Raw genomic sequence first — 26,986 nt, 5'->3', positions numbered from 1 at the left:
TCCTCCAACGCATTGCTGCGGCTAACATAGCGGATAGCCGCCAAAGAAATGTTGACGTGCGTCACAAAGTTGATGGCGCGCTGAATCGTGTAAGCGCAAACGGCGACTTTATGCACAGCGCTGGAATAATCATCACTTCTCCCCGGCTTTGACCTGCTGCCAGGCGGCCTCCATCTGTTCCAGCGTCGCACCCGGCATACTCAGTCCCTGCGCGGCAATGATCGCTTCCACCGCGCGGAAGCGGCGCTCAAACTTGTCGTTAGCCTTCTGCAGCGCGGTTTCTGCTTTGCTGCCCAGATGGCGCGACAGGTTGACGGTGGCGAACAGCAGATCGCCAATCTCCTCTTCCAGCTTTTCGCTGTCCACCACGCTCTGCTGCGCCTCGTGCATGACCTCATCAATCTCTTCATGCACTTTCGCCACCACCGGCCCCAGGGTGGTCCAGTCGAAGCCGACATTATGGCAACGCTTCTGGATTTTATGGGCGCGCATCAGCGCAGGCAGTGCTTTGGGGATATCGTCCAGCGCCGAATGCTGCGCTTTCTCTGCCCGTTCTGCACTCTTAATCGCTTCCCAGTTTTTCAGCACCTCCGTGCTGGTTTCCGCCGTGGCCTCGCCAAAGATGTGCGGATGACGGCGCTCCAGCTTGTCGCTGATGGCGTGGCAGACATCCTCAAAGTTGAAGCGATCCGCTTCGCTCGCCATCTGGGCATAAAAGACCACCTGAAACAGCAGGTCGCCCAGCTCGCCGCGCAGGTCGCTGAAATCTTCGCGCTGGATGGCGTCCAGCACCTCATAGGTCTCTTCCAGCGTATAGGGCGCGATGGTGGCAAAGGTCTGTTCACGATCCCACGGACAGCCATGCTCGGGATCGCGCAGGGTTTTCATAATGCCAAGCAGGCGCTCAATAGCGTTCATTCGGGTAGATCCTTGATTGATGGTCAGATGACAGGAAACAGAGAGGCGCATGACAGGCGCTGACGGATGCAGTAACGCGCGTCCGGCAGCGCCCCGGGGTGCAGATTGCGCCCGCGCAACCGCACGCTGCCGGTTGCCGCAGGGCCTGACTGACAATCAGTGCAGGCGACGGGCGTCAATGATATCAGAGACCTGGTTCAGACGCGCCAGGACACGTCCCAGTACCTGATGGTTGTAGATCTCGATGTCCATGTCGATGGTGGCGAGCTGTTTTTTGGTGTCGCTGCGGCTCGACACGCCCAGCACATTCACTTTCTCATTGGCAAGAATGGTGGTGATGTCGCGCAGCAGCCCGCTGCGATCGTTGGCCGTCACCCGCACCACCAGCGAATAGCCGCTGGAGTAGCTTTCGCCCCACACCGCATCGACGATGCGTTCCGGGGCGTGGGAAATCAGTTCGGCCAGCTGGTCGCAGTCGGCGCGGTGGATAGAGATGCCGCGTCCCTGGGTGATGAAACCGACAATATCGTCGCCCGGGATCGGCTGGCAGCAGCGGGCGATATGGTGCATCAGATTGCCCACCCCTTCCACGACCACGCGCCCGCTCTCTTTGCGCGCTGGCGGAGTGTAGGCTTTCTGCGTCAGCTGGCGCAGCGCCTCGCGATCTTCCTCTTCGGCGCTCGGCTTGTTCAGCTTCGCCTGCAGGAAGTTCACCATCTGATTAAGACGAATATCGCCGCCGCCAATCGCCGCCAGCAGCTCTTCAAGCGAGGTCACGTTATAGCGCGGCAGCAGCAGTTTTTCCGCCTCGCGCAGGCTGATATCGAACTGGTTCAGCTCGTTATCCAGAATCTGCCGTCCGGCGGCAATGTTCTTGTCGCGATCCTGCTTGCGGAACCAGTTGTGGATCTTCGAGCGTCCGCGGCTGGTGGTGATGTAGCCCAGGTTCGGGTTGAGCCAGTCGCGACTCGGGTTCGGCTGCTTCTGGGTAATCACCTCAACCTGGTCGCCCATCTGCAACTGATAGGTAAACGGCACAATGCGGCCGCCGATTTTTGCGCCGATGCAGCGGTGACCGATGTCGCTGTGAATATGGTAGGCAAAGTCGAGCGGTGTCGATCCGGCAGGCAGATCCACCACGTCCCCTTTCGGGGTAAAGACGTAGACCCGGTCATCAAACACCTGGCTGCGCACCTCTTCAAGTAGCTCGCCCGAGTCCGCCATCTCCTCCTGCCAGCTGATCAGCTTACGCAGCCAGGCGATGCGCTCTTCGTGGCCGGCAGCGCCACGCGCGCTGCTCGAGGTTGGCCCCTCTTTGTATTTCCAGTGCGCCGCCACCCCCAGCTCCGCATCTTCATGCATCTGGCGGGTACGGATCTGGATCTCCACCGTTTTGCCCTGCGGGCCTAACACCACGGTATGAATCGACTGATAGCCGTTGGGTTTCGGGTTGGCGACGTAGTCATCAAACTCGCTGGGCAGATGGCGATAGAGCGTATGCACCGTGCCCAGCGCGCCGTAGCAATCCTGCAGGCGATCGGCCACGATGCGCACCGCCCGCACATCAAACAGCTCATCAAAGGCCAGCGACTTTTTCTGCATCTTACGCCAGATGCTGTAGATATGTTTCGGACGACCGTAGACCTCGGCGCGCACGCCCTCTTTGGCCATCTCTTTGCGCAGGTTGCTGACGAAGTTGTCGATATACTGCTCGCGGTCGATACGCCGCTCATGCAGTAACCGGGCGATATGCTTGTATTCGTCGGGATGCAGATAGCGGAAGCAGTAATCTTCCAGCTCCCATTTGAGCTGACCGATGCCGAGACGGTTGGCCAGCGGGGCATAGATGTTGGTGCTCTCTTTGGCCGCCAGCACCCGCTCATCTTCCGGCGCATCTTTCATTTCGCGCAGGTTCATGATGCGTTCGGCCAGCTTCAGCACCACGCAGCGGAAATCTTCGACCATCGCCAGCAGCATACGGCGGACGTTATCGACCTGTTCAGAGGCCATGGAGTCGTTGTGAATCGCTTTAAGCTGGCGGATGGCGTCCATGTCGCGCACGCCGTGCACCAGCGAGACGATGCCTTTGCCGACGGCGGTTTCCAGCTCCTCCTCACTCACCACTTCATCGTTAGCCAGCGGGAAGATCAGCGCCGCACAGAGGCTTTCGATATCCATGCTGAGCATGGAGAGGATTTCCACCATCTCGATCCCGCGCCACAGCAGCAGCGACTGATCGGGATGGTCCTGCGTCTGCGCTTCACAGTAGCGCCAGGTATCGGCAACGCGTTGACATGATTGCGGGTTGGCGATACCGAGACTGGCGATCCACTGGTCGAGGGCAAATTCCCCCTCAGTATTTAAATGCGCACTTCTGACCGCAACCATAACCTCTCCTGCACAACGACATACATCGCTTATGTTTTTCTGAACAGCACCATGGATTCGAGATGACGGGTATGAGGGAACATATCCAGCATCGCGACCCTTTCCAATTGGTAGCCTGCCGACAGCAAGACCTGACTGTCGCGGGCGAGTGTTGTTGGATTACACGACACATAGACCACGCGTTCTGGCGCAAGTTTAACCACATGTGCCATTACGCCCGCAGCCCCGGCGCGTGCCGGATCGAGTAATACCTTGTTAAATCCCTGTGCCGCCCACGGCTGGCGCGACACCGTCTCTTCCAGATTATGCTGAAAAAAACTGACGTTTTTAAGATTATTCGAATCAGCATTATACGCTGCCTGCCGCACTAATGCTGCAACCCCCTCCACACCAACCACATTTTGTACGAAGATTCCTATAGGAAGTGTGAAGTTTCCCATGCCGCAAAAGAGATCCAGAACCCGGTCTTCCGGTTGCAGATCGAGCCAGGCTATCGCCTTTGCCACCATCTGCTGATTCACCGCATCGTTAACCTGAATAAAGTCCTGTGGACTGAAGGTTAGCTTAAGCTGGTGAGAGTGATAAAAAGGTGTCCGGGTGGTTAACGACGTTAACCCTTCATCACCCGCATCCAGGAAGAGCATCAGCTGATGCTTATGCGAAAACTGTTCCAGTTTTTCACGGTCGTCCGGATGCAGCGCATCAAGATGGCGCAGGATCATCAGCGGGCCGTTATCCGCCAGCACCAGTTCCACATGACCGAGACGCCTGACGGCGCGCAGTGCACTCAGGCAGTGGTGCAGCGGCACCAGCAATGCCTCAAGTTCGGGCACTAAAACGGGGCAGTGCTGGATATCGACCAGATCGTTGCTCGCCTCCTGGCGGAACCCCATCTGCAGCCGCTGCGCTTTATTCTGCCACTGCAGACCCAGACGGGCGCGACGCCGGTAGCCCCAGGGTTCACCGGCGATCACCTCCTCCACCGCGATCGTCTGCGCGGCGGCCTGGCTCAGCATCCGGCTCAGCGCCTGAGCTTTGCTCTGCTGCTGCAGCTCCACCTCTGCATGCTGCTGCTGGCAGCCACCGCAGCGATCAAAGTGGGGACAGCGCGGTGCGACACGTGCCGGACTGCGGCTGAGCAGCCGTTTCACTTTCCCCCGGGCAAACTGGCGTTTATCCTCTGTCAGCGTGATCTCCGCCTGCTCACCCGGCAAGGCACCGGCGACAAAAATCGTTTTGCCTTTGTGACGCGCCACGCCCTGCCCGAACGGATCGAGCTCATCGATGGTGACGGTGATCCGCTGTTGTGTCGCCACGCGCTGTTTTGCAACGTAAAATTGCGCCATAGTGTTATCAGTTCTCTTTATCGAAACGACCTGCACGGTGCTGTCGACAGGATGTGCAGGGAGGTTAATGCCGGAGTAGCCAGGCGACTATTATGACCAAATACAGCCTGCGGGCGCGAATGATGATTTTAATTCTGGCACCCACGCTGATGGTTGGCCTGCTGCTCAGCTCATTTTTTGTAGTCCATCGCTACAATGAACTGCAGCGCCAGGTAATCGATGCCGGGGCGAATATCATCGAACCGCTGGCGATCTCCAGCGAATACAGCATGACCTGGGACGATCGCGATGCGATGCGGGAGCTGGTGAGTTTACTGCACCGCCGCCACTCCGGCATCGTCCGGGCGATCTCGGTGTTCGATAATCATAACCAGCTCTACGTCACCTCCAATAACCGGCAGAACCTCAGCCTGCTGCAGCAGGAGGATATCCACGCCCTGCCCGATGATGTCTCCATGGAGCGTCACGGTAATCTGTTGATTCTGCGAACGCCGATCACGGCCGAGCGCTACGATCTGGATGAATTGCCCGATGAAAAGGTCAAACCCTCGGGCAACCCCCTGGGCTATGTGGCGATTGAACTCGATCTGCAGTCGGTGCGCCTGCAGCAGTATAAAGAGGTGTTTGTCGCGACCCTGATGCTGCTCTTCTGCCTCTGCCTTGCGATGCTGTTTGCCTATCGTCTGATGCGTGATGTCACCGGCCCGATCCGCAACATGGTGACCACCGTTGACCGCATCCGTCGCGGTCAGCTCGACAGCCGCGTTGAGGGGTACATGCTGGGCGAACTCAGCACGCTGAAAAACGGCATCAATGCCATGGCGATGTCGCTGACCGCCTATCACGAAGAGATGCAGCACAACATCGATCAGGCGACGTACGATCTGCGGGAAACGCTGGAGCAGCTGGAGATTCAGAACGTCGAACTGGATCTGGCGAAGAAGCGCGCTCAGGAAGCGGCGCGCATCAAATCGGAGTTCCTGGCAAACATGTCGCACGAGCTGCGAACGCCGCTTAATGGCGTGCTGGGCTTTACCCGCCAGATGCTGAAAACTCAGCTGCGCACGACCCAGCGCGACTACATGCAGACCATCGAGCGCTCGGCCAACAACCTGCTCAGCATCATTAATGACGTGCTCGATTTTTCGAAGCTGGAAGCGGGCAAGCTGATGCTGGAGGCGATCCCCTTCCCCCTGCGTGCCACCCTGGATGAGACCCTGGTGCTGCTGGCCCCGTCGGCGCATGACAAGGGGCTGGAGCTGACGGTGGTGTGCGACAGCAGCGTGCCGGACAACGTCATCGGCGATGCGCTGCGCCTGCAGCAGATTCTGATCAACCTGATTGGCAACGCCATCAAGTTTACTGAACAGGGCCACATCGGCCTGCGCGTCACGCAGCGCGTTATGACCCAGACGCGCGTCGAGCTGGAGATTCAGGTAGAGGATAGCGGCATCGGTATCTCTGAGCAGCAGCAGACGCAGCTGTTTCAGGCGTTCCGCCAGGCCGACGCCAGTATTTCGCGCCGTCATGGCGGCACCGGGCTGGGGCTGGTCATCACCCAGAAACTGGTGCGGGAGATGGGCGGGGATATCACCTTCAGCAGCCAGCCGGATCAGGGCTCTACTTTTGTGATTCGTGTGCAGCTGGATCTTAACCCCAACGCGCCCGGTATGCCGCGCGTGCTGGAAGCGCTGTCACAGTCCCGCATCGCCTATGTCGAGGCGGATGCCACCGTCGCCCGCGCGGCGCTGGAGATGCTGAGCGCCACGCCGTTGCAGATCGACTACAGCGAAACGCTGGAGGGCCTGCCGGCGTCCCACTATCCGCTGCTGCTGATGGCGATGCCGGTCAGCATCAGCCAGCCCGAACTGCTGAACGAGGGGAGGATCAATGCGCTGCTGGATCGGGCAGATAATGTGCTGATGGCCCTGCCCAGCCCGATGATGCTGCTGGCTGATGAACTGAAGGTGCGCGGCATTGACGGCTGCATTGCGAAGCCAATCTCCCTGACGCGACTCCTGCCGATGCTGCTGGATCTGCACACCCGCCAGATCAGCGAGCTGCCCTTCTCCCCGCGCCTGCCGCTGACGGTGATGGCTGTGGATGATAACCCTGCCAACCTCAAGCTGATCGGTGCGCTGCTGGAGGAGCAGGTGCAGAATATCCTGCTGTGCAGCAGCGCCGAACACGCTATCCGCGAGGCGCGCCAGCAGTCGCTGGATGTGATTCTGATGGATATTCAGATGCCTGACATTGATGGTATTCGCGCCAGCGAAATCATCCGTGGTCTGCCGCTGCACGCCACGACTCCCATCGTGGCGGTAACCGCTCACGCCATTGATGGCGAACGCGAGCAGCTCATCAAAGCGGGCATGAATGACTATCTTGCCAAACCGATTGATGAGAGCAAGTTGAGGCAGCTTCTGGCACGCTATACACCCGCGCCGGTGGTCGCCGTGCCGGAACTGTCGCCGATACTGCCGACGCTGGACTGGCAGCTGGCACTGCGGCAGGCGGCGAATAAACCCGACCTGGCACGGGATCTGCTGCGGATGCTGCTGGAGTTTTTACCGGAAGTTCACGCGAAGATGGCGCAGTTTATGGCCGCCAATGAGGTCACGGCCCTGCGGGAGATCATTCACAAGCTGCACGGCAGTGCCAGCTACAGCGGCGTGCCGCGCATGAAGCAGCTCTGCCACCAGCTGGAGAGAGAGCTGCTGCAGGCCAGCGATATTGCCGCCCTGGAGCCGGAACTGCTGGAGCTGCAGGATGAGATGGAGAACGTGGCGCGTGAAGCCCGGCAGCTGCTGGGCATCGGGTAATCCGGGGCTGGCCGCAGGATCAGTGAAAGCCGGCCAGCTTTAGCGTGGCGGCGACGTTACGCGCCGTCATCGTTACATTTTTGCCGGCCGTGGCGAGCGCCTCATCCAGCGTACAGATGCTGTAGAGCACGCTGAACACCGCATCGATGCCATGCTGATGCACTACCCCCACATCCGCCGTCAGGCTGCCGGCGATGCCTATCACCGGCTTGTTGAAGCGCTTTGCCACGCTGGCGACTCCCACCGGCACCTTGCCATTGATACTCTGGCTGTCGATGCGACCTTCCCCGGTAATCACGAGGTCGGCATCTTTTACCTGCTCCGCCAGCCCCAGCGCCTCCGTGACAATTTCGATGCCGCGCCGCAGTTCTGCCTGGCAAAAGGCGTGCAGCGCCGCCCCCATGCCGCCCGCCGCACCGCCGCCGGGGATATGCAGCACGTCGATATCAAGGTCGCGCTGAATAATCGCGGCGTAGTGGGTCAGCGCCTGATCGAGCTGCTGCACCAGTGCCGGTGTCGCCCCTTTCTGCGGACCGAAAACAGCCGAAGCGCCCTCCTTTCCGGTCAGCGGATTGGTGACGTCGCATGCCACCTCAATGCGACACTGCCGAAGACGGGCATCCAGTGCGTCAATCTCAATGGTGGCGAGATCAGGCAGCGCCCCGCCGCCGTAACCAATCTGCTGGCCGCGATCGTCCAGCAGCCGGGCGCCCAGCGCCTGCATCATCCCGGCACCGCCATCGTTGGTCGCACTACCGCCAATGCCAATAATGATGTGGCCGACGCCTTTATCCAGCGCATGCCGGATCAGCTCGCCGGTGCCGAACGAGGTGGTGATCAGCGGATCGCGCTGGGCGGCGGGCACCCGCTCCAGTCCGCTGGCTGCCGCCATTTCGATATAGGCGGTGGACGCATCGCCGGAGAGGCCATAGAAAGCCTCGACCTGTGTGCCCAGTGGCCCGGTCACCTTCAGCCTGACGATGTTTCCTTTCGTCGCCGCGACCATCGCTTCTACCGTTCCTTCGCCGCCGTCGGCGACCGGTATTTTCACGTAGTGGGCATCGGGAAAGATGTCACGGAATCCCGCTTCAATCGCCGATGCCACCTCCAGGGCGGATAAACTCTCTTTATATGAATCCGGTGCGATTACGATTTTCATAGGCAATCCGAGCACAGTTGAGTCATTGAAACGGCGCTGAACCCGGCCGGTTTCCGCGGAGACCGGCACCGGGATTTAGCGGGCGATTTCAACCTTCGCTAACTTCTCATAATAGCAGGCCAGCGCACTGTGGTCGGACGTTCCCTGGCCATCATTACGCAGCGCCTGCATCATCTCCATCACCGCCGCCGTCAGCGGCAGATGCGCGCCCAGCGTGTGCGAGGTATCCAGAGCGTTCGCCAGATCCTTGATATGCAGGTCGATGCGGAAGCCCGGTCTGAAGTTGCGATCCATCACCATCGGCGCTTTCGCCTCCAGCACCGTGCTGCCCGCCAGGCCGCCACGAATCGCCTGAAACACCAGCTCCGGACTGACCCCCGCTTTGGTCGCCAGCGACAGGGCTTCGGACATCGCCGCGATGTTCAGCGCCACAATCACCTGATTGGCCAGCTTGGTGACGTTGCCTGCGCCGATGTCACCGGTGTGCACTACCGATCCCGCCATCGCCTTCATGATGTCGTAACAGCGATCAAACACCGCTTTCTCTCCGCCGGCCATGACGGAAAGCGTGCCTTCAATCGCCTTCGGTTCCCCGCCGCTGACCGGGGCGTCCAGCATGCTGATCCCTTTTTCTGCCAGCGCATCGTGCACTTCCCGGCTCGCCAGCGGCGCAATCGAGCTCATGTCGATCACCACCAGGCCCGGCTTCGCGCCTTCGATAATGCCGCCCTCTCCCAGACAGACCGCTTTCACCTGCGGCGAGTTGGGCACCATGGTAATGACCACCTCGCACTGCTCAGCCACCTCTTTCGGCGAGGTTGCCACGGTCGCGCCCAGTTCAGCCAGTTCAGCTTCATTGCTGGCGTGGTGATCGCGCACCACCAGTGAATAGCCCGCTTTCAGCAGATTTTTGCTCATGGGTTTACCCATGATGCCCAGGCCAATAAATCCAATCTTCATTGCGTGTCTCCTTGCTGCTTAGCGCTTGAATTTGTCGCACAACGCCTGGGTGGCGCTGCGGAATACCCCGAGATCGCTGCCGACCGCCACAAAGGTGGCTCCCCACTCCAGATAACGACGGGCGTCCGCCTCCACCGGGGCCAGAATGCCCGCCGGCTTCCCGGCCGCTCTGGCACGGTCAAAAATGTGTTTAATCACGTCCAGCACCTCCGGGTGGGCGGGCTGGCCGAGGTAGCCCAGCGCCGCAGAGAGATCGCCCGGCCCGACGAAGATGCCGTCCACGCCATCGACTGCGGCTATGGCGTCGATGTGGTCAACCGCCTGCCGGGTTTCGATCTGCACCAGCACGGTGATGTTGTCATTGATGCTCTGGTTGTAATCCGGCAGGGTGCCGTACATGTTGCTGCGATGGGAGACCGACACGCCGCGAATACCGGTGGGCGGATAGCGGGTTGAAGCGACCGCGCGCCGCGCCTCCTCTTCTGTCTCAACAAAGGGCACGAGGAAGTTGTTAAACCCGATATCCAGCAGGCGCTTGATGATCACCGGCTCGTTGCAGGGCGGCCGTACGACCGGCGCACTGTGGCTCCCTTTCAGCGCCATCAGCTGTGGCACAAACGTGGTGATATCGTTGGGCGCATGCTCCCCATCCAGCACCAGCCAGTCAAAACCGGCCAGCCCCAGGATTTCGGTAGAGATCGGACTGGCCAGCGCGCACCAGCTGCCAATCAGGGTTTCACCCGCTAACAGGCGACGACGAAATCCGTTGGGCCAGGCTGCATTACTCATGGTTGAACTCCTGTGACGACGGCTCCGCGTGAGCCAGAAAGATTAACGAACCAGGCACGGACGTTTGTTATCGAAAGTCCAGCCTGGCACCAGGAACTGCATCGCTTCGGCATCGTCACGCGCGCCCAGCCCCTGCTTCTGATAGAGCGCGTGGGCCTGCATCACCTGATCCATATCCAGCTCGATACCGAGACCGGGCTTCTGCGGCACCTGCACCATGCCGCCTTTGATCAGGAACGGCTCTCTGGTGAGACGCTGATTCCCCTCCTGCCAGATCCAGTGGGTATCGATGGCGGTGATCGCGCCCGGCGCGGCCGCGGCAACGTGGGTAAACATCGCCAGCGAAATGTCGAAGTGATTATTGGAGTGGGAGCCCCAGGTCAGGCCGAAATCGTGGCACATCTGTGCGACCCGCACCGAACCCTGCATCGTCCAGAAATGGGGGTCGGCCAGCGGAATGTCGACCGACTGCAGCGACAGGGTGTGACCCATCTGCCGCCAGTCGGTGGCGATCATATTGGTGGCGGTAGGCATGCCGGTCGCGCGGCGGAACTCCGCCATCACTTCCCGCCCGGAGTAGCCCTGCTCCGCGCCACAGGGATCTTCTGCGTAGGCCAGCACGCCCTTGAGCTGTTTGCCGAGCAGGATCGCCTCATTGAGCGACCAGGCTCCATTGGGATCGAGGGTAATACGCGCCGTGGGAAAGCGTTTTGCCAGCGCCGTCACCGCTTCGGCCTCTTCGCCGCCGCGCAGCACACCGCCTTTGAGTTTGAAGTCGTTGAAGCCATATTTTTCATAGGCGGCCTCCGCCAGGCGCACCACGGCCTCGGGGGTCAGCGCCTCTTCATGACGCAGGCGATACCAGTCGCACGGATCGTCCGGCTGGCTCTGATATGGCAGGGCGGTTTTTCTGCGGTCGCCGATATAGAAGAGGTAGCCGAGCATCTCCACGCGGTCGCGCTGTTGCCCGTCACCCAGCAGCGAGGCGACGTTAACGCCCAGGTGCTGACCCAGCAGATCCAGCAGTGCTGCCTCAATGCCGGTGACCACATGGATTGTGGTGCGCAGATCAAAGGTCTGGTTGCCGCGACCGGCCGCATCCCGATCGGCAAAGGTCGTGCGCACCAGGCTGAGGGTATTTTTATATTCGCCCAGCGTTTTGCCGACCACCAGCGAGGCGGCATCTTCCAGCGTCTGACGAATTTTCTCCCCGCCGGGGATTTCACCGACGCCGGTATGTCCGGCGTTATCTTTGATAATGACAATGTTGCGGGTGAAGAATGGCGAGTGCGCGCCGCTGAGATTCAGCAGCATACTGTCGTAGCCGGCAACCGGGATCACCTGCATGGCGGTCACTTTGGGTGTTGAACTCATCTCCTGCTCCTTATGCTGTTGCGCGGCCGAATGCCGGGCGCTTGCGATCAAATGTCCAGCCGGGGATCAGATACTGCATCGCCGTGGCGTCGTTGCGTGCACCGGCGGGCAGTGACTGATAGAGCTGACTGGCTTTGTGCACCTGGTCCCAGTCGAGCTCGATCCCCAGGCCCGGCGCATCCGGCACGGCAATCTTTCCGTTGCGGATTTGCAGCGGTTTTTTCGTCAGGCGCTGATCGCCCTCCTGCCAGATCCAGTGGGTGTCAATCGCGGTCGGGTTACCTGGCGCGGCTGCACCGACATGGGTAAACATCGCCAGCGAAATATCGAAATGGTTATTGGAATGGCAGCCCCACGTCAGGCCCCACTCATCGCACAGCTGGGCGACCCGCACGGCCCCGCTCAGCGTCCAGAAGTGGGGGTCCGCCAGCGGGATGTCGACCGCGTTAACCATCACCGCGTGGTTCATCTCCCGCCAGTTTGTGGCGATCATATTGGTGGCGACCGGCAGGCCGGTCGCGCGCCGGAACTCGGCCATCACTTCACGTCCTGAATAGCCCTGCTCTGCCCCGCAGGGGTCTTCGGCGTAGCTCAGCACATCCTGCATCCCCTTACAGAGGGTGATAGCCTCATCCAGTCGCCATGCCCCGTTGGGGTCCACCGTGATGCGCGCGCCGGGAAAACGCTGCTTCAGCGCCACCGCCGTGGCGATCTCCTGCTCGCCCGGCAGCACGCCCCCTTTAAGTTTGAAATCTTTAAAGCCATAGCGATCTGCCGCCGCCTCCGCCAGCCGCACGACCGCTTCGCTGGTGAGCGCCTCCTGATGACGCAGGTGATACCAGTCGTGGCTGGCCTGCTCGCCACTCTGATAGGGCAGATCGGTTTTGCGCCGGTCACCGAGATAGAAGAGATAGCCCAGCACCGTGACTTCATCCCGCTGTTTGCCCGGCCCCAGCAGTTCCGCCACCGGCACGCCCAGACACTGTCCCAGCAGGTCGAGCAGCGCCGCTTCCAGCGCGGCCACGGCGTTGACCCGCAGCTCAAAGGTCCAGGCACCGTTGCCAAAGGTGGTGAAGTCAGCCGACGCATTCCCTTTGTGCACCTGCTGCACCAGACGATTCATGCGGGCAATCTGCTGGCCTTCGACCTGCGGAATGGCCGCCACCAGGGTCTGATAGATGGTGTCGCCGCCGGGCGCTTCACCCACGCCGGTGTGTCCGGCGCTGTCGGTGAGCACCACGATATTGCGGGTAAAGCAGGCGTTGTGCGCGCCGCCAATGTTGAGCAGCATACTGTCGTAACCGGCGACCGGGATAACCTGCATCGCCGTAATCACGGGTGAACTTTGCGTCGTCATGAGGCGTCCTTAACCGGCCGGGTTTTCAGTTCAACACGTTTGATATCACCGGCGATCACCAGGAAGCTGAAGGCGGCGACGAAGGCATGGATACCGACATAGATCAGCGCACCCTCAAAGGAGCCGCTGGTGGCGATGATGTAGCCGATGGCGATGGGCGTCACGATGCCGGAGAAGTTGCCGAACATGTTGAACAGGCCGCCGCTCAGGCCACTGATCTCTTTGGGGGCGGTATCCGCCATCACCGCCCATCCCAGCGCGCCGATCCCTTTACCGAAGAACGCCAGCGCCATGAAGAAGACCACCAGCCACTCGGTTTCGGTGTAGTTACACATCACCATTGAGATAGAGAGCAGCATGCCGAGCACAATCGGCGTTTTACGTGCAATATTCAGCGAGCCGGTTTTGCGCATCAGCCAGTCGGAGATCACCCCACCCAGCACCCCGCCGAGGAAGCCACACACCGCCGGCACCGAAGCGATAAAGCCCGCTTTGAGAATCGACATGCCGCGCGCCTGCACCAGATAGACCGGAAACCAGGTGATAAAAAAGTAGGTTAAGGCGTTAACACAATACTGGCCGAGGTAGATGCCCAGCATCATGCGGGAGGTCAGCAGCTGTTTAATCTGGAACCACTTTTCGCTCCAGCTCACCCTGCGGCTCTCCTTTTTGACATCCATATTGATCAGCGCCCCGCCCTGTTCCATATAGGCCAGTTCGGCTTTGTTTACGCCGGGGTGGTCGGTGGGATCGTGGATCACTTTCAGCCAGATGAAGCTCAGGATGATCCCCAGCCCGCCCATGAACCAGAAGACGTGTGCCCAGCCCACTTCCGACACCAGCCAGCCCATGATGGGCGCAAAGATCACCGTGGCGAAATATTGCGCTGAATTGAAGATCGCCACCGCGGTGCCACGCTCCTGCGCCGGAAACCAGGCGGCCACGATGCGGCTGTTGCCAGGGAAAGAGGGGGCTTCAGCCAGCCCCACCAGGAAGCGCAGCAGAAAGAGTGACACGATGATGCCGAAGCCGCTGAAGATATCGACAAAGCCCTGCAGCAGGGTAAACAGCGACCAGGTAAAAATACTCCAGAAGTAGACGCGCTTTGAGCCAAAACGATCGAGCAGCCAGCCGCCTGGGATCTGACCAATCACGTACGCCCATGAGAAAGCAGAGAAGATGTAGCCCAGTCCGACCGAATCGAGGCCGATATCTTTCGACATCGCCGAACCGGCTATCGAAATGGTGGCGCGGTCGCCGTAGTTGAATGAGGTGACGATGAATAACATCACCACAATCCAGTAACGGGCGTTGGTGCGCTTCTGCACCGCTTCCGCAGTCTGGCTGAAACTATTCATGATGCACTCCTGAAATATAGCGTGAGCTACATTCGCTCTGACTGCATACACATCGCGTTGGGTATCAGAGAGAAGTTGGGTTAAACACGGCGATCTCTTTGGTTCAGGACGGGCTAATACGTCGTGACAGATAACCTGACTTTGGCTAACGGCGCTCAGTATAAAAACAGCCTGTGGCGAGCACATTGGCGTATCGCCCTGGAATAATGGCCGTTATGAAGTGATTGTCTGGCGGATGCACGAAACCCTGCGGCATGGCTCACGAAAGCGGCAAATAGCGCGGCCGAAACGGTGCCAGGTCGCCCTTTCCCCTCCGCTTTGTGAGGCGTTTCACTTGCTTCTGGAGAATCGACCCAAAACAGCGCGGCAGATCGGCGTAATAGTGGTCAGTTGCACAATGTGTGGCCTGCTTCCCCTCTTTATACTGAAGCTGGCTAATACACCGCAGGTAACAGATCAGATTATGCGAGCCGGACAAGCCGGTGCGCCCGACAGGAGATAGGCGATGAACCCCACAACAGATGAACAGCCGCTCTGCATCAGAGTCCATGAGCATGATAACGTGGCGATTGTGGTCAACACGCTGGGTCTGCCCGCTGGCACGCAGTTTGCGGATGGCCTGACGCTGACGGAACATGTGCCGCAGGGGCATAAAGTCGCGCTGCAGGCGATTCACCAGGGAGGGGCGATCGTGCGTTATGGCGAAGTGATCGGTTATGCCGTGCGGGATATAGCCTGCGGCAGCTGGATCGATGAGTCACTGGTGGCGCTGCCGGAGGCGCCGCCGCTGGCGAGCCTGCCGTTAGCCACCCAGGTCCCGCCCGACCTGCCGCCGCTGGAGGGCTACACCTTTGAGGGCTACCGCAATGCGGATGGCAGCGTGGGTACCCGTAACCTGCTCGGCATCACCACCAGCGTCCACTGTGTGGCGGGTGTGGTGGATCATGTGGTGCAGATCATCGAACGGGAGTTACTGCCGCGCTATCCGAATGTGGATGGCGTGGTCGCGCTGAATCACCTCTACGGCTGCGGCGTGGCAATCAACGCCCCTGCAGCGGTGGTGCCGATTCGCACGATTCACAATTTGGCGCTGAATGCGAATTTCGGCGGTGAAGTGATGGTCATCAGCCTCGGCTGCGAAAAGTTACAGCCGGAGCGTCTGCTGACCGGCACCCCCGACGTGCAGGCGATTTCGCTGGATGATGATGACATCGTGCGTTTGCAGGATGAAAAGCTGGTGGGGTTTGGTGCGATGGTAAAGGCGATTCTGCAGGTGGCAGAGCGTCATCTTCAGCGTCTGAATCAGCGTCAGCGCGAAACCTGTCCCGCCTCGGAACTGATTGTCGGCATGCAGTGCGGCGGCAGCGATGCGTTTTCCGGCGTGACGGCGAATCCGGCGGTGGGGTTCGCCTCGGATCTGCTGGTGCGCTGCGGGGCTACCGTGATGTTTTCTGAGGTCACGGAGGTGCGGGATGCCATTCATCTGCTGACGCCGCGGGTCATTAATGAGGAGGTCGGAAGACGTTTACTTGAAGAGATGGCCTGGTATGACAATTACCTCAACCAGGGCAACACCGACCGCAGCGCCAATCCGTCACCGGGCAATAAAAAAGGGGGACTGGCGAACGTGGTGGAGAAAGCGCTCGGCTCCATCGCCAAATCGGGACGCAGCGCCATTGTGGAAGTGTTGTCCCCCGGTCAGCGCCCCACCCGCCGCGGACTGATCTATGCAGCAACGCCCGCCAGCGATTTTGTCTGCGGCACCCAGCAGCTCGCCTCCGGCATTACGCTGCAGGTCTTCACCACCGGTCGCGGCACCCCGTACGGGCTGGCGGCCATTCCGGTCATCAAGATGGCAACCCGTAATGCGCTGGCCGAACGCTGGCACGATCTGATGGATATCAATGCCGGCACGATTGCCACCGGAGAAGAGAGTATTGAGCAGGTCGGCTGGCGGCTGTTTGCGTTGATCCTTGATATCGCCAGTGGCAGGAAGCAGACCTGGTCCGATCGCTGGGGCATCCGTAATCAGCTGGCGGTCTTTAATCCGGCACCGGTGACGTGAGCCGTGCCCGGCGTCTCCCTGCCGTCAGCTGGCAGAGAGAGCCCGGGCGAGGCGATCAGAGCAGCGCACCCCAGGCATCGACCCAGGGCGAGGTCACCGCTTCCGGTTCTGGATTTTCGGTGGCATCCACCAGCAGCACCTCACCGACCCGCTGTGCGCCCTGCTCCTGCAGCAGCGCATCAAAGGCTTTGCCCGCGCCACAGAAGTGGTCGTAACTGCTGTCGCCCAGCGCAATGACGCCATAGCGCAGCGCGGGCTGGTGCCCCAGCTGATCCTTTATCGCGTGGAACAGACCGGAAATGGTGTCAGGAAAATCGCCCTGACCGGTGGTTGAGGTGATGATTAACGCCACATCACCAGCAAAGGCCTGCCAGTCCGCCAGCGTCGGGTCATCAAACAGGGTCACGCTGTGCCCCTGCTGCTGCAGAACCGGCTCGGCCTCTTCCGCCACCAGCAGCGCATTGCCATAGACCGTCCCCACAAAAATGCCAATCTTTGCCATCTGATCTCTCCCTTATTCTGAAACGTTATCCTGTCCTGGCGCGGCGTCAAACTCAACCCGCGGCACCTCAGGAATGCAATCCTGCCAGCCAAACTGCGTCATCAGCCTCTGCCAGACGCTATCCAGCCCGGCGCGCAGCACCAGTGGCTCGCCGGTCACCGGGTGGGTCAGGGCCAGACTGCTGGCGTGCAGCATCAGCCGGTCCGCGCCAAAATGTTGCGCGGCGCCCCGGTTCTGACGCAGGTCGCCATGCGCCGAATCGCCAATAATCGGATGACGCAGGTGGGACATATGACGGCGCAGCTGATGTTTGCGACCGGTTTTAGGTGAGAGCTCAACCAGACTGTAGCGCGAGGTGGGGTAACGGCTGATGGCGACCGGCATCTCGACCGTGGCCAGCGACTGATAGTCGGTGACCGCGGGCTGCGCGGCGCGTGCTTCAGTGGCGTGCTTGTCCGCGATTTTGTCCCGCTCTTCAACCAGCGGATAGTCCAGCGTCCCGCTGCTCTCCAGCCAGCCACGCACCACGGCGTGATAAGTTTTCTGCATCTGATGCTGTTCAAACTGCTGAGAAAGCTGGCGGCCAACCTCACTCGAAAGGCCCATCAGCAGCACCCCGGAGGTCGGCTTGTCCAGACGATGCGCGGTAAAGACATGCTGGCCGATCTGATCACGCACGGTCTGCATCACAAACACGGTTTCATGCCGATCCAGCCAGCTGCGATGCACCAGCCAACCGCTGGGCTTGTTGACCGCAACCAGCCACGCATCCTGATAGAGTATCTCCAGCATCAGTGGGCCGCATCCCTGAGCAACGCATCCAGCTGACGCAGCGTGAGCAGCAGCGGCGCAATGCCGGGCTGGTCAGGCACCAGCGCAACCTCATAATAGGGCGCGACGGCAAAGTTTTGCGGCAGCGGATGACCGGCCGCCATCAGGGCGTGCATCCGCGGAATCAGCACCCACTGAAGCCATTGCAGCGGCTCAAGCGTATCGAGGCAGAAGGGTTCACGACTCTCCAGTGCCTCCACGGCAGGCGGCGTGCTCTGCCAGAGCTGGTACTCACGCATCACCGCTTCCAGCTGCTCCAGCCGCTGCGTAATCAATTGTTCAGGCGTCATGCGCCACCTCCGGCTAGCCGTCAAAAAATGGGCGGCAAGCATATCACTTGTTGGCACAGGCACAAAAAAAGGGAGCACTGTATAAACAGTGCTCCCGGTTCGTTTGCAGCCATCCTGCTACGTTAATGCTCCCTGCTCTTCCGTGACAACTTGTCCAGTGCGAACTCCTGTCGCGCATCGTCCTGATGATTCCTAAGCATCCTGGCCCGCCACCTCGTCCGAGGGGCTCCCGTTCTCCATCCTGGAGGTGTCCCTGACTCAATCCTGAGCGATCCTGTTTCATCCTGAAACCTTCCGTGTGCCGTAAGCTCCGTTACGTTCCTGCCTCATGGCTTATCATCATCCTGACGATATCTTTTTCCTGAGCATCCTGCAGTGGGAAATATTTTGACAGAACTCGTTACGCGCACAAGTGACTTACAGCTGAACTTTACAAAATGTGCGGCACAAATTCAGATAATCGCCATTAAGTTGATGATTCACAATATTTTTACATTGCAGCCTTCCGGATGGCTCAGATTTTATATAGCGATCTCTCACACCACATGTAAGAGATATCTCACAAGCGAGGCGGCAAATCACTGCAATTCAGATGATAACCGGTTGTAATGACTTAAGAAACATCTCAAGATTTTCTGCAATAATCTGGCGCTGTTTACGGCCAGGCTGTTCCAGAATCACCTCGCCAGTCAGGTTAGAGAGGGAGACGATCTCCTCGTCTGACGCCGTTGTGGCGATAAACAGCGTCGGTGACTGTCGGAGGCGGCGCTGCATAACCAGATGCCCAATCAGGTTCTCCTGAAGCCGCAGGAAATCCTCTTCACTCCACACCTGCAACAGCGTCAGCTGATTCTCACCATGACGCGCCGGCATGTCGCCGGCAAACTGCGTGGTATAGAAGGCGGTGACTGACGGCTGCAGCTGCAGATCCACGGCCCGCTCTACTCCATCCAGTGTCGGCGGCAGACTAAAAGGCTGCGGCTGCCAGATGACCTGCTCCTCGCGCTCCTCCAGCGCGCAGGGCGACGCGACGCCAGCGAGATCGCGGCTGGCCGGAGCATGCCCCGTCTGCGCCAGCCAGTGCTGGCAGTAACGGGTGGTAAAGTCGCGCAACGCGGCGGCAGTTTGCTGCATCATTCATATTCTCACTTCTGATGGGTTACACTTAGCCACTTTGATGAATTCTGGTGGTAACCGCAATGACTACACACGAACAGGATCAGGCACTCAGCAACCTGACGCTGGGCAAGCCCACAGCCTATCACGATCGCTATGACAATGGCTTATTGCAGGCGGTGCCGCGCAGCCTGAACCGCGAACCTCTTGGCCTGTTTCCTGAAAGTCTGCCGTTTACCGGCGGCGATATCTGGACGCTGTATGAGCTCTCCTGGCTGAACAGCAAGGGGCTGCCGCAGGTTGCCGTGGGCGAAGTGGTGCTGGATGCGCATAGCCGCAACCTCATCGAGTCGAAAAGCTTCAAGCTCTATCTCAACAGTTTCAACCAGACCCGCTTTGCCGACTGGGGTGAGGTGCGTCAGACGCTGGAGCGTGATCTCCGCGCCTGTGCTGAAGGTGACGTGCGGGTGGCGCTGTTCCGTCTGAATGAAATCGAAGGACAGCCGATCGGCCATTTTGAGGGGAGCTGCATTGATGAGCAGGATATCGCTATCGAGGATTATCGCTTCAACGCTGACTATCTGGCCGATGCCGCAGGCAGCGAAATCGTGGAAGAGACGCTGGTCAGCCATCTGCTCAAATCAAACTGCCTGATTACCCATCAGCCCGACTGGGGCTCGGTGATGATCCGCTACAAAGGTCCGCGCATTCACCGCGAAGCGCTGCTGCGTTATCTGGTCTCCTTCCGCCAGCACAACGAATTTCATGAACAGTGTGTCGAACGCATCTTTAACGATGTGATGCGGTTCTGCCACCCGGAAGCGCTGACGGTCTATGCGCGTTACACGCGGCGCGGCGGGCTGGATATCAACCCATGGCGCACGAATGTGCCCTTCTCGCCCGGTTTTTCGCGTCTGGTGCGTCAGTAGTTTGCGAGAGCTCTCGCAGGCTGCATGAAGGAAGCGCAGTTCCGCTTGAGCTGGGCGGGCCGACAAGGCTACTCTGGTGATGGCGGCAATCTGCGGGTTGCCGACCAGGGATTTTCGTCACTGCCGTTGCAGTGCCAACACGCACCCAGGCGGGTGTAAAGGAGTTCATTTGATTACCCATATCAGCCCCCTTGGCTCAATGGATCTGCTCTCGCAGCTGGAAGTCGATATGCTCAAGCGCACCGCCAGCAGCGACCTCTATCAGCTGTTCCGCAATTGCTCTCTGGCCGTGCTTAACTCTGGCAGCCAGACTGACAGCAGCCACGAACTGCTCTCCCGCTTTGAAAACTTCGACATCAACGTGCTGCGCCGTGAGCGTGGCGTCAAACTGGAGCTGATCAACCCACCGGAAGAGGCCTTTGTGGATGGCCGCATCATCCGGTCCCTGCAGGCGAACCTGTTTGCGGTACTGCGCGACATCCTGTTTGTCAGCGGCCAGCTCGCCATGCCGGGGCGCTTAACCGCGGGTGAAGAGAATGACTCCGCCACGATCACCAACACCGTTTTCTCCATTCTGCGTAATGCACGGGCACTGCACATCGGTGAGTACCCTAACACCGTGGTCTGCTGGGGCGGTCACTCCATTAACGCGGTTGAATATCAGTATTGCCGCAATGTCGGCACACAGCTGGGCCTGCGTGAGCTGAATATCTGTACCGGCTGCGGACCCGGCGTCATGGAAGCACCGATGAAAGGGGCCGCCGTCGGCCATGCGCAGCAGCGCTACCGTGACAGCCGCTTTATTGGTCTCACAGAACCCTCAATTATTGCGGCTGAACCGCCTAACCCGCTGGTCAATGAGCTGATCATCATGCCGGACATTGAGAAACGTCTGGAAGCCTTTGTGCGCATCGCCCACGGCATTATCATTTTCCCGGGCGGGGTCGGCACCGCCGAAGAGCTGCTCTACCTGCTGGGCATTCTGATGAACCCGCAGAACAAGGACCAGGTGCTGCCGCTGATCCTGACCGGACCGGAAGAGAGTGCCGACTACTTCCGCGTGCTGGATGATTTCATTGTTAACACGCTGGGCGAGCAGGCGCGTAAGCATTATCAGATCATCATCAACGATGCAGCCGAAGTGGCGCGTCTGATGAAGAAAGCGATGCCGCAGGTCAAAGAGAATCGTCGCGAAACCGGCGATGCGTACAGTTTCAACTGGTCCATCCGCATCGAGTCCGATCTGCAGATCCCTTTCCTGCCGACCCATGAAAACATGGCGAACCTCAATCTCTACACCAACCAGCCTCCTGAAAAGCTGGCTGCTGACCTGCGCCGGGCCTTCTCAGGCATCGTAGCCGGTAACGTGAAAGAGATCGGGATCCGCGAAATCCGTGAGAAGGGACGTTACCGGCTGCATGGCGATGCCGACATCATGCACCGCATGGATGAGCTGCTGCAGGGCTTCGTTGCTCAGCAGCGTATGAAACTGCCCGGCACCGCCTACATCCCCTGCTACGAAATCATTAAATAAACCAGGAGGCAGCCCATCGGGCTGCCCGGACTCTCATGGCTCTTCATCTTGTTATTGTTGATGCGCTGAACCTGATACGCCGTCTCCATGCGGTTCAGGGCTCCCCCTGTGTCGAAGGCTGCGTCGCCGCGCTGCGTCAGGTCTTAGGCCACACCCGCCCGACGCACGCCGTGGCCGTATTTGATGGCGACGCGCGTCATCAGGGCTGGCGTCATCAGCTGTTAGCCGATTACAAAAGCGGGCGTCCGCCGATGCCTGAGGATTTGCAGGCGCAGATGCCGGCGCTGCAGGAAGCCTTTCGTGCCGCCGGGGTAAGCTGCTGGATGGCGGGCGAGGATGAGGCAGATGATCTGGCGGCGACGCTGGCGGTCAAAATGGCCCAGGCTGGCCATCAGGCCACTATTGTCTCCACGGATAAAGGCTACTGCCAGTTGCTGGCTCCGGAAATCCGCATCCGCGATTACTTCCAGAAGCGCTGGCTCGACCAGCCCTTTATCGACGCCGAATTTGGCGTTCCCCCGCAGCGGTTGCCCGACTTCTGGGGATTATGCGGGATCAGCAGCAGTAAGATCCCGGGTGTCAGCGGTATCGGCCCGAAAAGCGCGAAACAGCTGCTCGCAGAGTTTCACACGCTGGAGGGGATCTATCAGCAACTCGATAAGGTGCCGGCTAAATGGCGGGAAAAGCTCGCGGAAGGACAGCAGATGGCGGAAATCAGCCGTCAGGTCGCGACGCTGAAACGGGATCTGCTGCTGGCAGGGAATCTGAACACGCTGCGTTATCGTGGCTGAGTGCCGCAACACTCAGCCCGGCGATTAACGTTCGTCGCGACGCCCCCCTGTGGCGGCCCAGATGCGACGGACATGCACCGTCACCTCTTCGCGATCGTGATAGAGCTGACGCGCCTGGATCTGAGCGTTGATGCCGTTCTCATTCAGCCTTTCCTGAAGCATCGCCAGATTCTGCGTTACCTCTTCATAACGCTTTTTCATCGGCAACTTGAGGTTGAAGATCGCTTCACGGCACCAGCCGTTGACCAGCCAGTCGGCCATCAGATTTGCCACGCGAACCGGTTTCTCCACCATGTCACACACCAGCCAGCTGATATTGGTGCGTGGCGGACGGAACTTAAAACCGTCCGCTTTTTCGTGCATCACCTGACCGGTTTCCATCAGGCTCGGGGCCATCGGACCGTTGTCGACCGCGTAAACCATCATGCTGCGTCTGACCAGCTGATAGGTCCAGCCGCCCGGACAGGCACCCAGATCGACCGCGTACATGCCGCTGGCTAAGCGCTCATCCCACTCATCGGCCGGAATAAAGACGTGAAACGCCTCTTCCAGCTTCAGGGTAGAGCGGCTTGGCGCATCCGATGGAAACTTAAGGCGCGGAATCCCCATGTAAAACGGCGAGCTGTTTTCCGGCAGGGAGTAGCCGACATAACAGGTACCTGGCGCGATGAAGAAGACATGCACCACCGGCCGTTTCGGGCTTTCGTAGTTGAGCAGGATCTTACTCTCACGCAGGGCCGCGCGCAGCGGCACGGTAAACTTACGGCAGAATTTGGTCAGCTCTTTGGCTTCGTTGGTGTCCGGCACTTCAACACGCAGTTCGCCGCCCTTCTCAACAACGCCGGTCAGCATACCGACAATCGGCGTAATGCGATCCTCCTGCGGCAGGTCACGCAGCAGTTCGCCCACGACCAGCATCTGCCGGGCAAAGATCAGCTCCTGAAACGGCAGTTCCCGCACCAGACGCTCAGCATCTTCAAACTGATAGCACTCAAAGAGCACATAGCCGGCATCCTCTTTAACCCGCGGAAAACCGTAGACTTCACGTTCTGCCGCTTTGGCGCTGATTTCCGCCGCGCACTCTTTTTCAAAACCGGGACGACAATAGAGTAAAACTTTATTCATGGCGTTCTGCCTTTCGTTTAAGACGCAGCGCGCCAATCAACATCAATACCCAACCGGCGAGGAAACAGATTCCGCCCACGGGGGTGATAAAAACCCAAAACTTCAGATGCGACAGCGCCAGACAATAGAGGCTGCCGCTGAACAGCACGGTGCCGAGCGCCATCAGCGCACTGCTCCAGTAAAACCAGATATTGGCACGGCGCAACATCGCCGCCCCCAGGCCCATCACCGCGAGCGTATGATAAGCCTGATATTCCAGCCCGGTATGAATCCAGGCCATTTCAGCCGCGCCCAGCGACTGACGTAAAACGTGGGCACCAAATGCGCCAAAAGCCACCAGCAGAAAACCGCTGATAGCCGCAAAAACAAACATGGCACGACTGGACATTAACCGATCCTCAGGGTGCTTTTGCATCGAAATGCAAACAAATCAAGATGTTATTGTTGGTAACGAAAGCGGAATTTTTCTTGTTCGGTTGCGGCTTTTGCCAGGATCCACTGTCGGAAGGCCGCTATTTTACCCAGTTCTGCCTGACTGTCATGACAAACCAGATAAAAAGCATTTTTACTGACTAAGACGTCATTAAACGGACAGATTAACCGCCCCGCTTCGATTTCGCTCTGCGCCATGACATTATTTGCCAGCGCCACGCCCTGACCATGAATCGCCGCCTGCAGCACCATGGCGCTGTGGCTGAAGATCGGCCCCTGCTGCACATTAATATGCTGCAGGCCGAGCTGCCGGATATAGGATTGCCAGTCACGGCGGGAGGCGTCATGCAGCAGCGTAAAGCGCGACAGGTCCATCGGCGTTTTCAGCGGATTATCGCCGGTCATCAGCGACGGCGAACAGACCGGCAGCAGATATTCGGCATAGAGTTTTTCTACCCGCAGCCCCGGCCAGTTACCGCGTCCGTAAAAGATCGCCACGTCAACATCGTCGGCCAGTTTCTCTTCGTCGCGGTCTACGGCCTGGATGCGCACATCGATCCCCGGATAAGCCATATTAAAGCTGGAGAGACGGGGAACCAGCCACTGAATGGCAAAGCTCGGCAGTAAACTGACGGTCAGCGCCCCCTTGGCGCTGCGCGCCTGCAGCTTGCGGGTCGCTTCGTTTATCGCCGAGAAGATCTCTTTGATATCGAGGTAGTAGCTTTGTCCTTCTTCCGTCAGTAATAACGAACGATTCCTCCGTCTGAACAGCTTTAACCCGAGAAAATCTTCCAGAGACTTTATCTGATGGCTTACAGCTGCCTGGGTGACAAACAGCTCTTCAGCGGCTTTGGTAAAGCTGAGATGACGCGCAGCCGCGTCAAAAACACGCAGTGCGTTGAGAGGAGGAAGGCGTTTCGACATGGTTTTCCGTATCCGGATCGGCGAAAAATACGCGGGCTTATACAAAGCGTTTACGTATTAGAATTTTTAATCCGAGGCATTATAATTTGTCCGTTGAGGAACCACCAGCAAATACCTATAGTTGCCGCACTTCCTGAGCCGGAACGAAAAGTTTTTAGATTTGTGAGTGAGTTCGCAGATTTTCTGAAAGCTTTTGGCTTGTGGTCGTGATGTTGTGTTTGCAATTTTTTGATCCGACGATTGCGGATCGAACTCTTAATTCCTGTAGATTTACCCTGTCTGTCCATAGTGATTTTAAATAGCACCGCAAATTGCGGTGCTTTTTTTTGCTGCTTACTGGCCCATCTCAACCATCTCTTTGACGTCAGTACGGTTAATCTGCTGCTCGTTGCCATTCGCATCTTTATAGCTGATCATACCGGTATCATCATCAACCTTAGGCTTGCCATCAGCAACAATGGTGCGTCCATCATTGGTATGCATCACGTAATTGCTTGAACAGCCCGCCAGGGTAAAAGCCAGAGTACACACGGCCAGCACTGCGGTAAGTTTATTCATCTGCTATCTCCTTGTAGATTGATTGCATCAAACCACCCGCGTTACGCTAACCAGAGGCAGCCGATAAGTGAGATCGACCAGTGAACGTCCGATCGTTATGCGGGTTTGGTTCAAACCTTGCAATATTCAGCATAACGCGCTTTTCCAGCTTTGCCAGACGCCGACCACGCTTTCAGTGTGGTCCTGATTATTCACACTATGGGCCAGGCATGACCGCATTTAATCCCACCGCATTTCGCCAGCAGTTTCCCGCACTCGCCGACGCCGGTGTCTATCTCGACAGCGCAGCGACCACGCTGAAACCCCAGGCTGTTATTGAGAGTACGCAGCAGTTTTATAGCCTGAGTGCGGGCACGGTGCACCGCAGTCAGTTTGCCGCCGCGCAGGCCCTGACCCAGCGCTATGAGCAGGCGCGATCGCAGGTTGCCCGCTGGCTTAACGCCGCGGACGATCGTGAGATCGTCTGGACACGCGGCACCACCGAAGCGATCAATCTGGTGGCAAACAGCTGGCTGCGTCCGCGCTTACAGCCCGGCGACGAGATTGTGGTCAGCGAAGCAGAGCATCACGCAAACCTGGTGCCCTGGCTGATGGCCGCCCAGGCCTGCGGTGCGCGCGTGGTGAAATGGCCCTTAGGGCCGGACCGGCTGCCCGATATCCACCTGTTGCCCGCCCTGCTGAACCGCCGCACCCGCCTGCTGGCGCTCGGCCAGATGTCGAACGTCACTGGCGGTTGTCCCGATCTCGCCCGGGCGATTCAGCTGGCGCACGATGTGGGTGCCAGGGTGATGGTCGATGGCGCGCAGGGGGTGGTGCACTGCCCGCCCGATCTGCAGGCGCTGGATATCGACTTTTACGCCTTTTCCGGCCATAAAATTTACGCGCCGATGGGCATCGGTGCGCTCTATGGCAAAGCTGAACTGCTGGAGGCGATGGAACCCTGGCAGGGCGGCGGCAAGATGATTACCGATGTCGATTTCACGGGCTTTACGCCGCAGCCGGTGCCTTGGCGCTTCGAGGCAGGAACACCGAATGTGGCGGGCGTGGTGGGCTTAAGTGCCGCGCTGAGCTGGCTGTCGCAGTACGACCTGACGCAGATGGAGCGCTGGAGCCAGCAGCTGGCAACGCTGGCCGAGGAGCAGCTGGCGGAGCTGCCGGGTTTCCGCAGCTTCCGCTGTGGCACTGCCAGCCTGCTGGCCTTTGATTTTGCCGATCAGCATCACAGCGATCTGGTGACGCTGCTGGCCGAACAGGGTATCGCGCTGCGGGCCGGTCAGCACTGTGCGCAGCCGCTACTGGCGGCGCTGGGCGTCAGCGGCACGCTGCGGGCTTCTTTTGCCCCCTATAATAACCTGCAGGATGTTGATGCGCTGGTGCGCGCCATGAAGAGCGCCGTCGCGCTGTTATCGGAGTTTTGA

Annotated in this window: 23 protein-coding genes; 6 read left to right on the top strand and 17 right to left on the bottom strand. The window is 59.1% G+C overall.

The window, feature by feature from the left end:
* Positions 1–132: 132 nt before the first annotated feature.
* The 3 genes from mazG to rlmD form a co-directional block, all read right to left on the bottom strand.
* Entirely contained in the window at positions 133–918 is a 786-nt protein-coding gene (mazG, locus tag OJ965_RS06555; protein ID WP_009086966.1) for a nucleoside triphosphate pyrophosphohydrolase, read from the bottom strand.
* Positions 919–1,074: 156 nt separating this feature from the next.
* Positions 1,075–3,306 (bottom strand): GTP diphosphokinase, encoded by a 2,232-nt coding sequence (gene relA / locus OJ965_RS06550; protein ID WP_009086968.1) that lies wholly within the window; start codon positions 3,304–3,306, stop codon positions 1,075–1,077.
* A gap of 29 nt (positions 3,307–3,335) precedes the next feature.
* Positions 3,336–4,652, bottom strand: a complete 1,317-nt coding sequence (gene rlmD, locus OJ965_RS06545) for a 23S rRNA (uracil(1939)-C(5))-methyltransferase RlmD (RefSeq protein ID WP_265138399.1) — start codon at positions 4,650–4,652, stop codon at positions 3,336–3,338.
* Positions 4,653–4,744: 92 nt separating this feature from the next.
* Between rlmD and barA the strand changes: the two genes are divergently transcribed.
* On the top strand, positions 4,745–7,474 hold the full coding sequence (gene barA, locus OJ965_RS06540) for a two-component sensor histidine kinase BarA (protein ID WP_265138398.1): 2,730 nt from the start codon (positions 4,745–4,747) through the stop codon (positions 7,472–7,474).
* Positions 7,475–7,493: 19 nt separating this feature from the next.
* On the opposite strand, the gene OJ965_RS06535 is transcribed toward barA, so the two are convergent.
* The 6 genes from OJ965_RS06535 to OJ965_RS06510 form a co-directional block, all read right to left on the bottom strand.
* Positions 7,494–8,633 (bottom strand): glycerate kinase, encoded by a 1,140-nt coding sequence (locus OJ965_RS06535; RefSeq protein ID WP_009086974.1) that lies wholly within the window; start codon positions 8,631–8,633, stop codon positions 7,494–7,496.
* Positions 8,634–8,708: 75 nt separating this feature from the next.
* Complete coding sequence (garR, locus tag OJ965_RS06530) at positions 8,709–9,593, bottom strand: 2-hydroxy-3-oxopropionate reductase (RefSeq protein WP_140029479.1); 885 nt, start codon at positions 9,591–9,593, stop codon at positions 8,709–8,711.
* 18 nt (positions 9,594–9,611) lie between these two features.
* Positions 9,612–10,382, bottom strand: a complete 771-nt coding sequence (gene garL / locus OJ965_RS06525) for a 2-dehydro-3-deoxyglucarate aldolase (protein ID WP_265138394.1) — start codon at positions 10,380–10,382, stop codon at positions 9,612–9,614.
* Between the two features lie 42 nt (positions 10,383–10,424).
* The gene (gene gudD / locus OJ965_RS06520) at positions 10,425–11,756 is read right to left on the bottom strand and encodes a glucarate dehydratase (protein ID WP_009086980.1); all 1,332 of its coding nucleotides are present in this window, start codon (positions 11,754–11,756) and stop codon (positions 10,425–10,427) included.
* Positions 11,757–11,766: 10 nt separating this feature from the next.
* Entirely contained in the window at positions 11,767–13,113 is a 1,347-nt protein-coding gene (locus OJ965_RS06515; RefSeq protein WP_265138392.1) for a glucarate dehydratase family protein, read from the bottom strand.
* Positions 13,110–14,471 (bottom strand): MFS transporter, encoded by a 1,362-nt coding sequence (locus tag OJ965_RS06510; protein WP_009086984.1) that lies wholly within the window; start codon positions 14,469–14,471, stop codon positions 13,110–13,112. The genes OJ965_RS06515 and OJ965_RS06510 overlap by 4 nt, the downstream gene beginning before the upstream one ends.
* 505 nt (positions 14,472–14,976) lie before the next feature.
* Here OJ965_RS06510 and garD point away from each other — a divergent pair.
* Positions 14,977–16,536, top strand: coding sequence for a galactarate dehydratase (gene garD / locus OJ965_RS06505; protein ID WP_265138388.1), 1,560 nt, complete (start codon positions 14,977–14,979; stop codon positions 16,534–16,536).
* Positions 16,537–16,591: 55 nt separating this feature from the next.
* Here garD and OJ965_RS06500 read toward each other — a convergent pair whose 3' ends face one another.
* From OJ965_RS06500 to syd, 4 genes are all read right to left on the bottom strand, one after another.
* Positions 16,592–17,038, bottom strand: a complete 447-nt coding sequence (locus OJ965_RS06500) for a flavodoxin (RefSeq protein ID WP_058958275.1) — start codon at positions 17,036–17,038, stop codon at positions 16,592–16,594.
* A gap of 12 nt (positions 17,039–17,050) precedes the next feature.
* Positions 17,051–17,830: a tRNA pseudouridine(65) synthase TruC gene (gene truC / locus OJ965_RS06495; protein WP_009086991.1), complete on the bottom strand. Its 780-nt coding sequence runs from the start codon at positions 17,828–17,830 to the stop codon at positions 17,051–17,053.
* Positions 17,830–18,159, bottom strand: a complete 330-nt coding sequence (locus OJ965_RS06490; RefSeq protein ID WP_046102467.1) for a YqcC family protein — start codon at positions 18,157–18,159, stop codon at positions 17,830–17,832. Before OJ965_RS06490 ends, truC begins: the two co-directional genes overlap by 1 nt.
* A 588-nt stretch (positions 18,160–18,747) precedes the next feature.
* Complete coding sequence (gene syd, locus OJ965_RS06485) at positions 18,748–19,296, bottom strand: SecY-interacting protein (protein WP_265138386.1); 549 nt, start codon at positions 19,294–19,296, stop codon at positions 18,748–18,750.
* Positions 19,297–19,358: 62 nt separating this feature from the next.
* On the opposite strand from syd, the gene queF reads away from it, so the two are divergent.
* The 3 genes from queF to xni all read left to right on the top strand — a co-directional run bounded on the left by queF (position 19,359) and on the right by xni (position 22,529).
* Positions 19,359–20,204 carry an NADPH-dependent 7-cyano-7-deazaguanine reductase QueF gene (queF, locus tag OJ965_RS06480; protein WP_154929330.1) on the top strand — a complete coding sequence of 282 codons (846 nt, stop codon included), beginning with the start codon at positions 19,359–19,361 and terminating at the stop codon, positions 20,202–20,204.
* Between the two features lie 169 nt (positions 20,205–20,373).
* Positions 20,374–21,738 (top strand): nucleotide 5'-monophosphate nucleosidase PpnN, encoded by a 1,365-nt coding sequence (gene ppnN / locus OJ965_RS06475; RefSeq protein ID WP_265138385.1) that lies wholly within the window; start codon positions 20,374–20,376, stop codon positions 21,736–21,738.
* A gap of 35 nt (positions 21,739–21,773) precedes the next feature.
* The gene (gene xni, locus OJ965_RS06470) at positions 21,774–22,529 is read left to right on the top strand and encodes a flap endonuclease Xni (protein WP_265138383.1); all 756 of its coding nucleotides are present in this window, start codon (positions 21,774–21,776) and stop codon (positions 22,527–22,529) included.
* 24 nt (positions 22,530–22,553) lie between these two features.
* Here the strand turns inward: xni and rlmM are convergent, their stop codons facing one another.
* The 4 genes from rlmM to OJ965_RS06450 all read right to left on the bottom strand — a co-directional run bounded on the left by rlmM (position 22,554) and on the right by OJ965_RS06450 (position 25,568).
* Positions 22,554–23,654: a 23S rRNA (cytidine(2498)-2'-O)-methyltransferase RlmM gene (gene rlmM / locus OJ965_RS06465; protein WP_009086999.1), complete on the bottom strand. Its 1,101-nt coding sequence runs from the start codon at positions 23,652–23,654 to the stop codon at positions 22,554–22,556.
* The gene (locus tag OJ965_RS06460) at positions 23,647–24,042 is read right to left on the bottom strand and encodes a DUF423 domain-containing protein (protein WP_009087000.1); all 396 of its coding nucleotides are present in this window, start codon (positions 24,040–24,042) and stop codon (positions 23,647–23,649) included. Before OJ965_RS06460 ends, rlmM begins: the two co-directional genes overlap by 8 nt.
* Positions 24,043–24,092: 50 nt before the next feature.
* Positions 24,093–25,010 carry a transcriptional regulator GcvA gene (locus OJ965_RS06455; RefSeq protein WP_046102471.1) on the bottom strand — a complete coding sequence of 306 codons (918 nt, stop codon included), beginning with the start codon at positions 25,008–25,010 and terminating at the stop codon, positions 24,093–24,095.
* 333 nt (positions 25,011–25,343) lie between these two features.
* Positions 25,344–25,568, bottom strand: a complete 225-nt coding sequence (locus OJ965_RS06450) for a YgdI/YgdR family lipoprotein (protein ID WP_009087002.1) — start codon at positions 25,566–25,568, stop codon at positions 25,344–25,346.
* 209 nt (positions 25,569–25,777) lie between these two features.
* Between OJ965_RS06450 and csdA the strand changes: the two genes are divergently transcribed.
* Entirely contained in the window at positions 25,778–26,986 is a 1,209-nt protein-coding gene (csdA, locus tag OJ965_RS06445; RefSeq protein ID WP_265138380.1) for a cysteine desulfurase CsdA, read from the top strand.

This window comes from Pantoea anthophila (assembly GCF_026104315.1).
In the GTDB taxonomy this organism is placed as follows: domain Bacteria; phylum Pseudomonadota; class Gammaproteobacteria; order Enterobacterales; family Enterobacteriaceae; genus Pantoea; species Pantoea anthophila.
The sequence above is the reverse complement of the archived record's forward strand: the minus strand, read 5'-3'. Positions and strand labels throughout refer to the sequence as shown.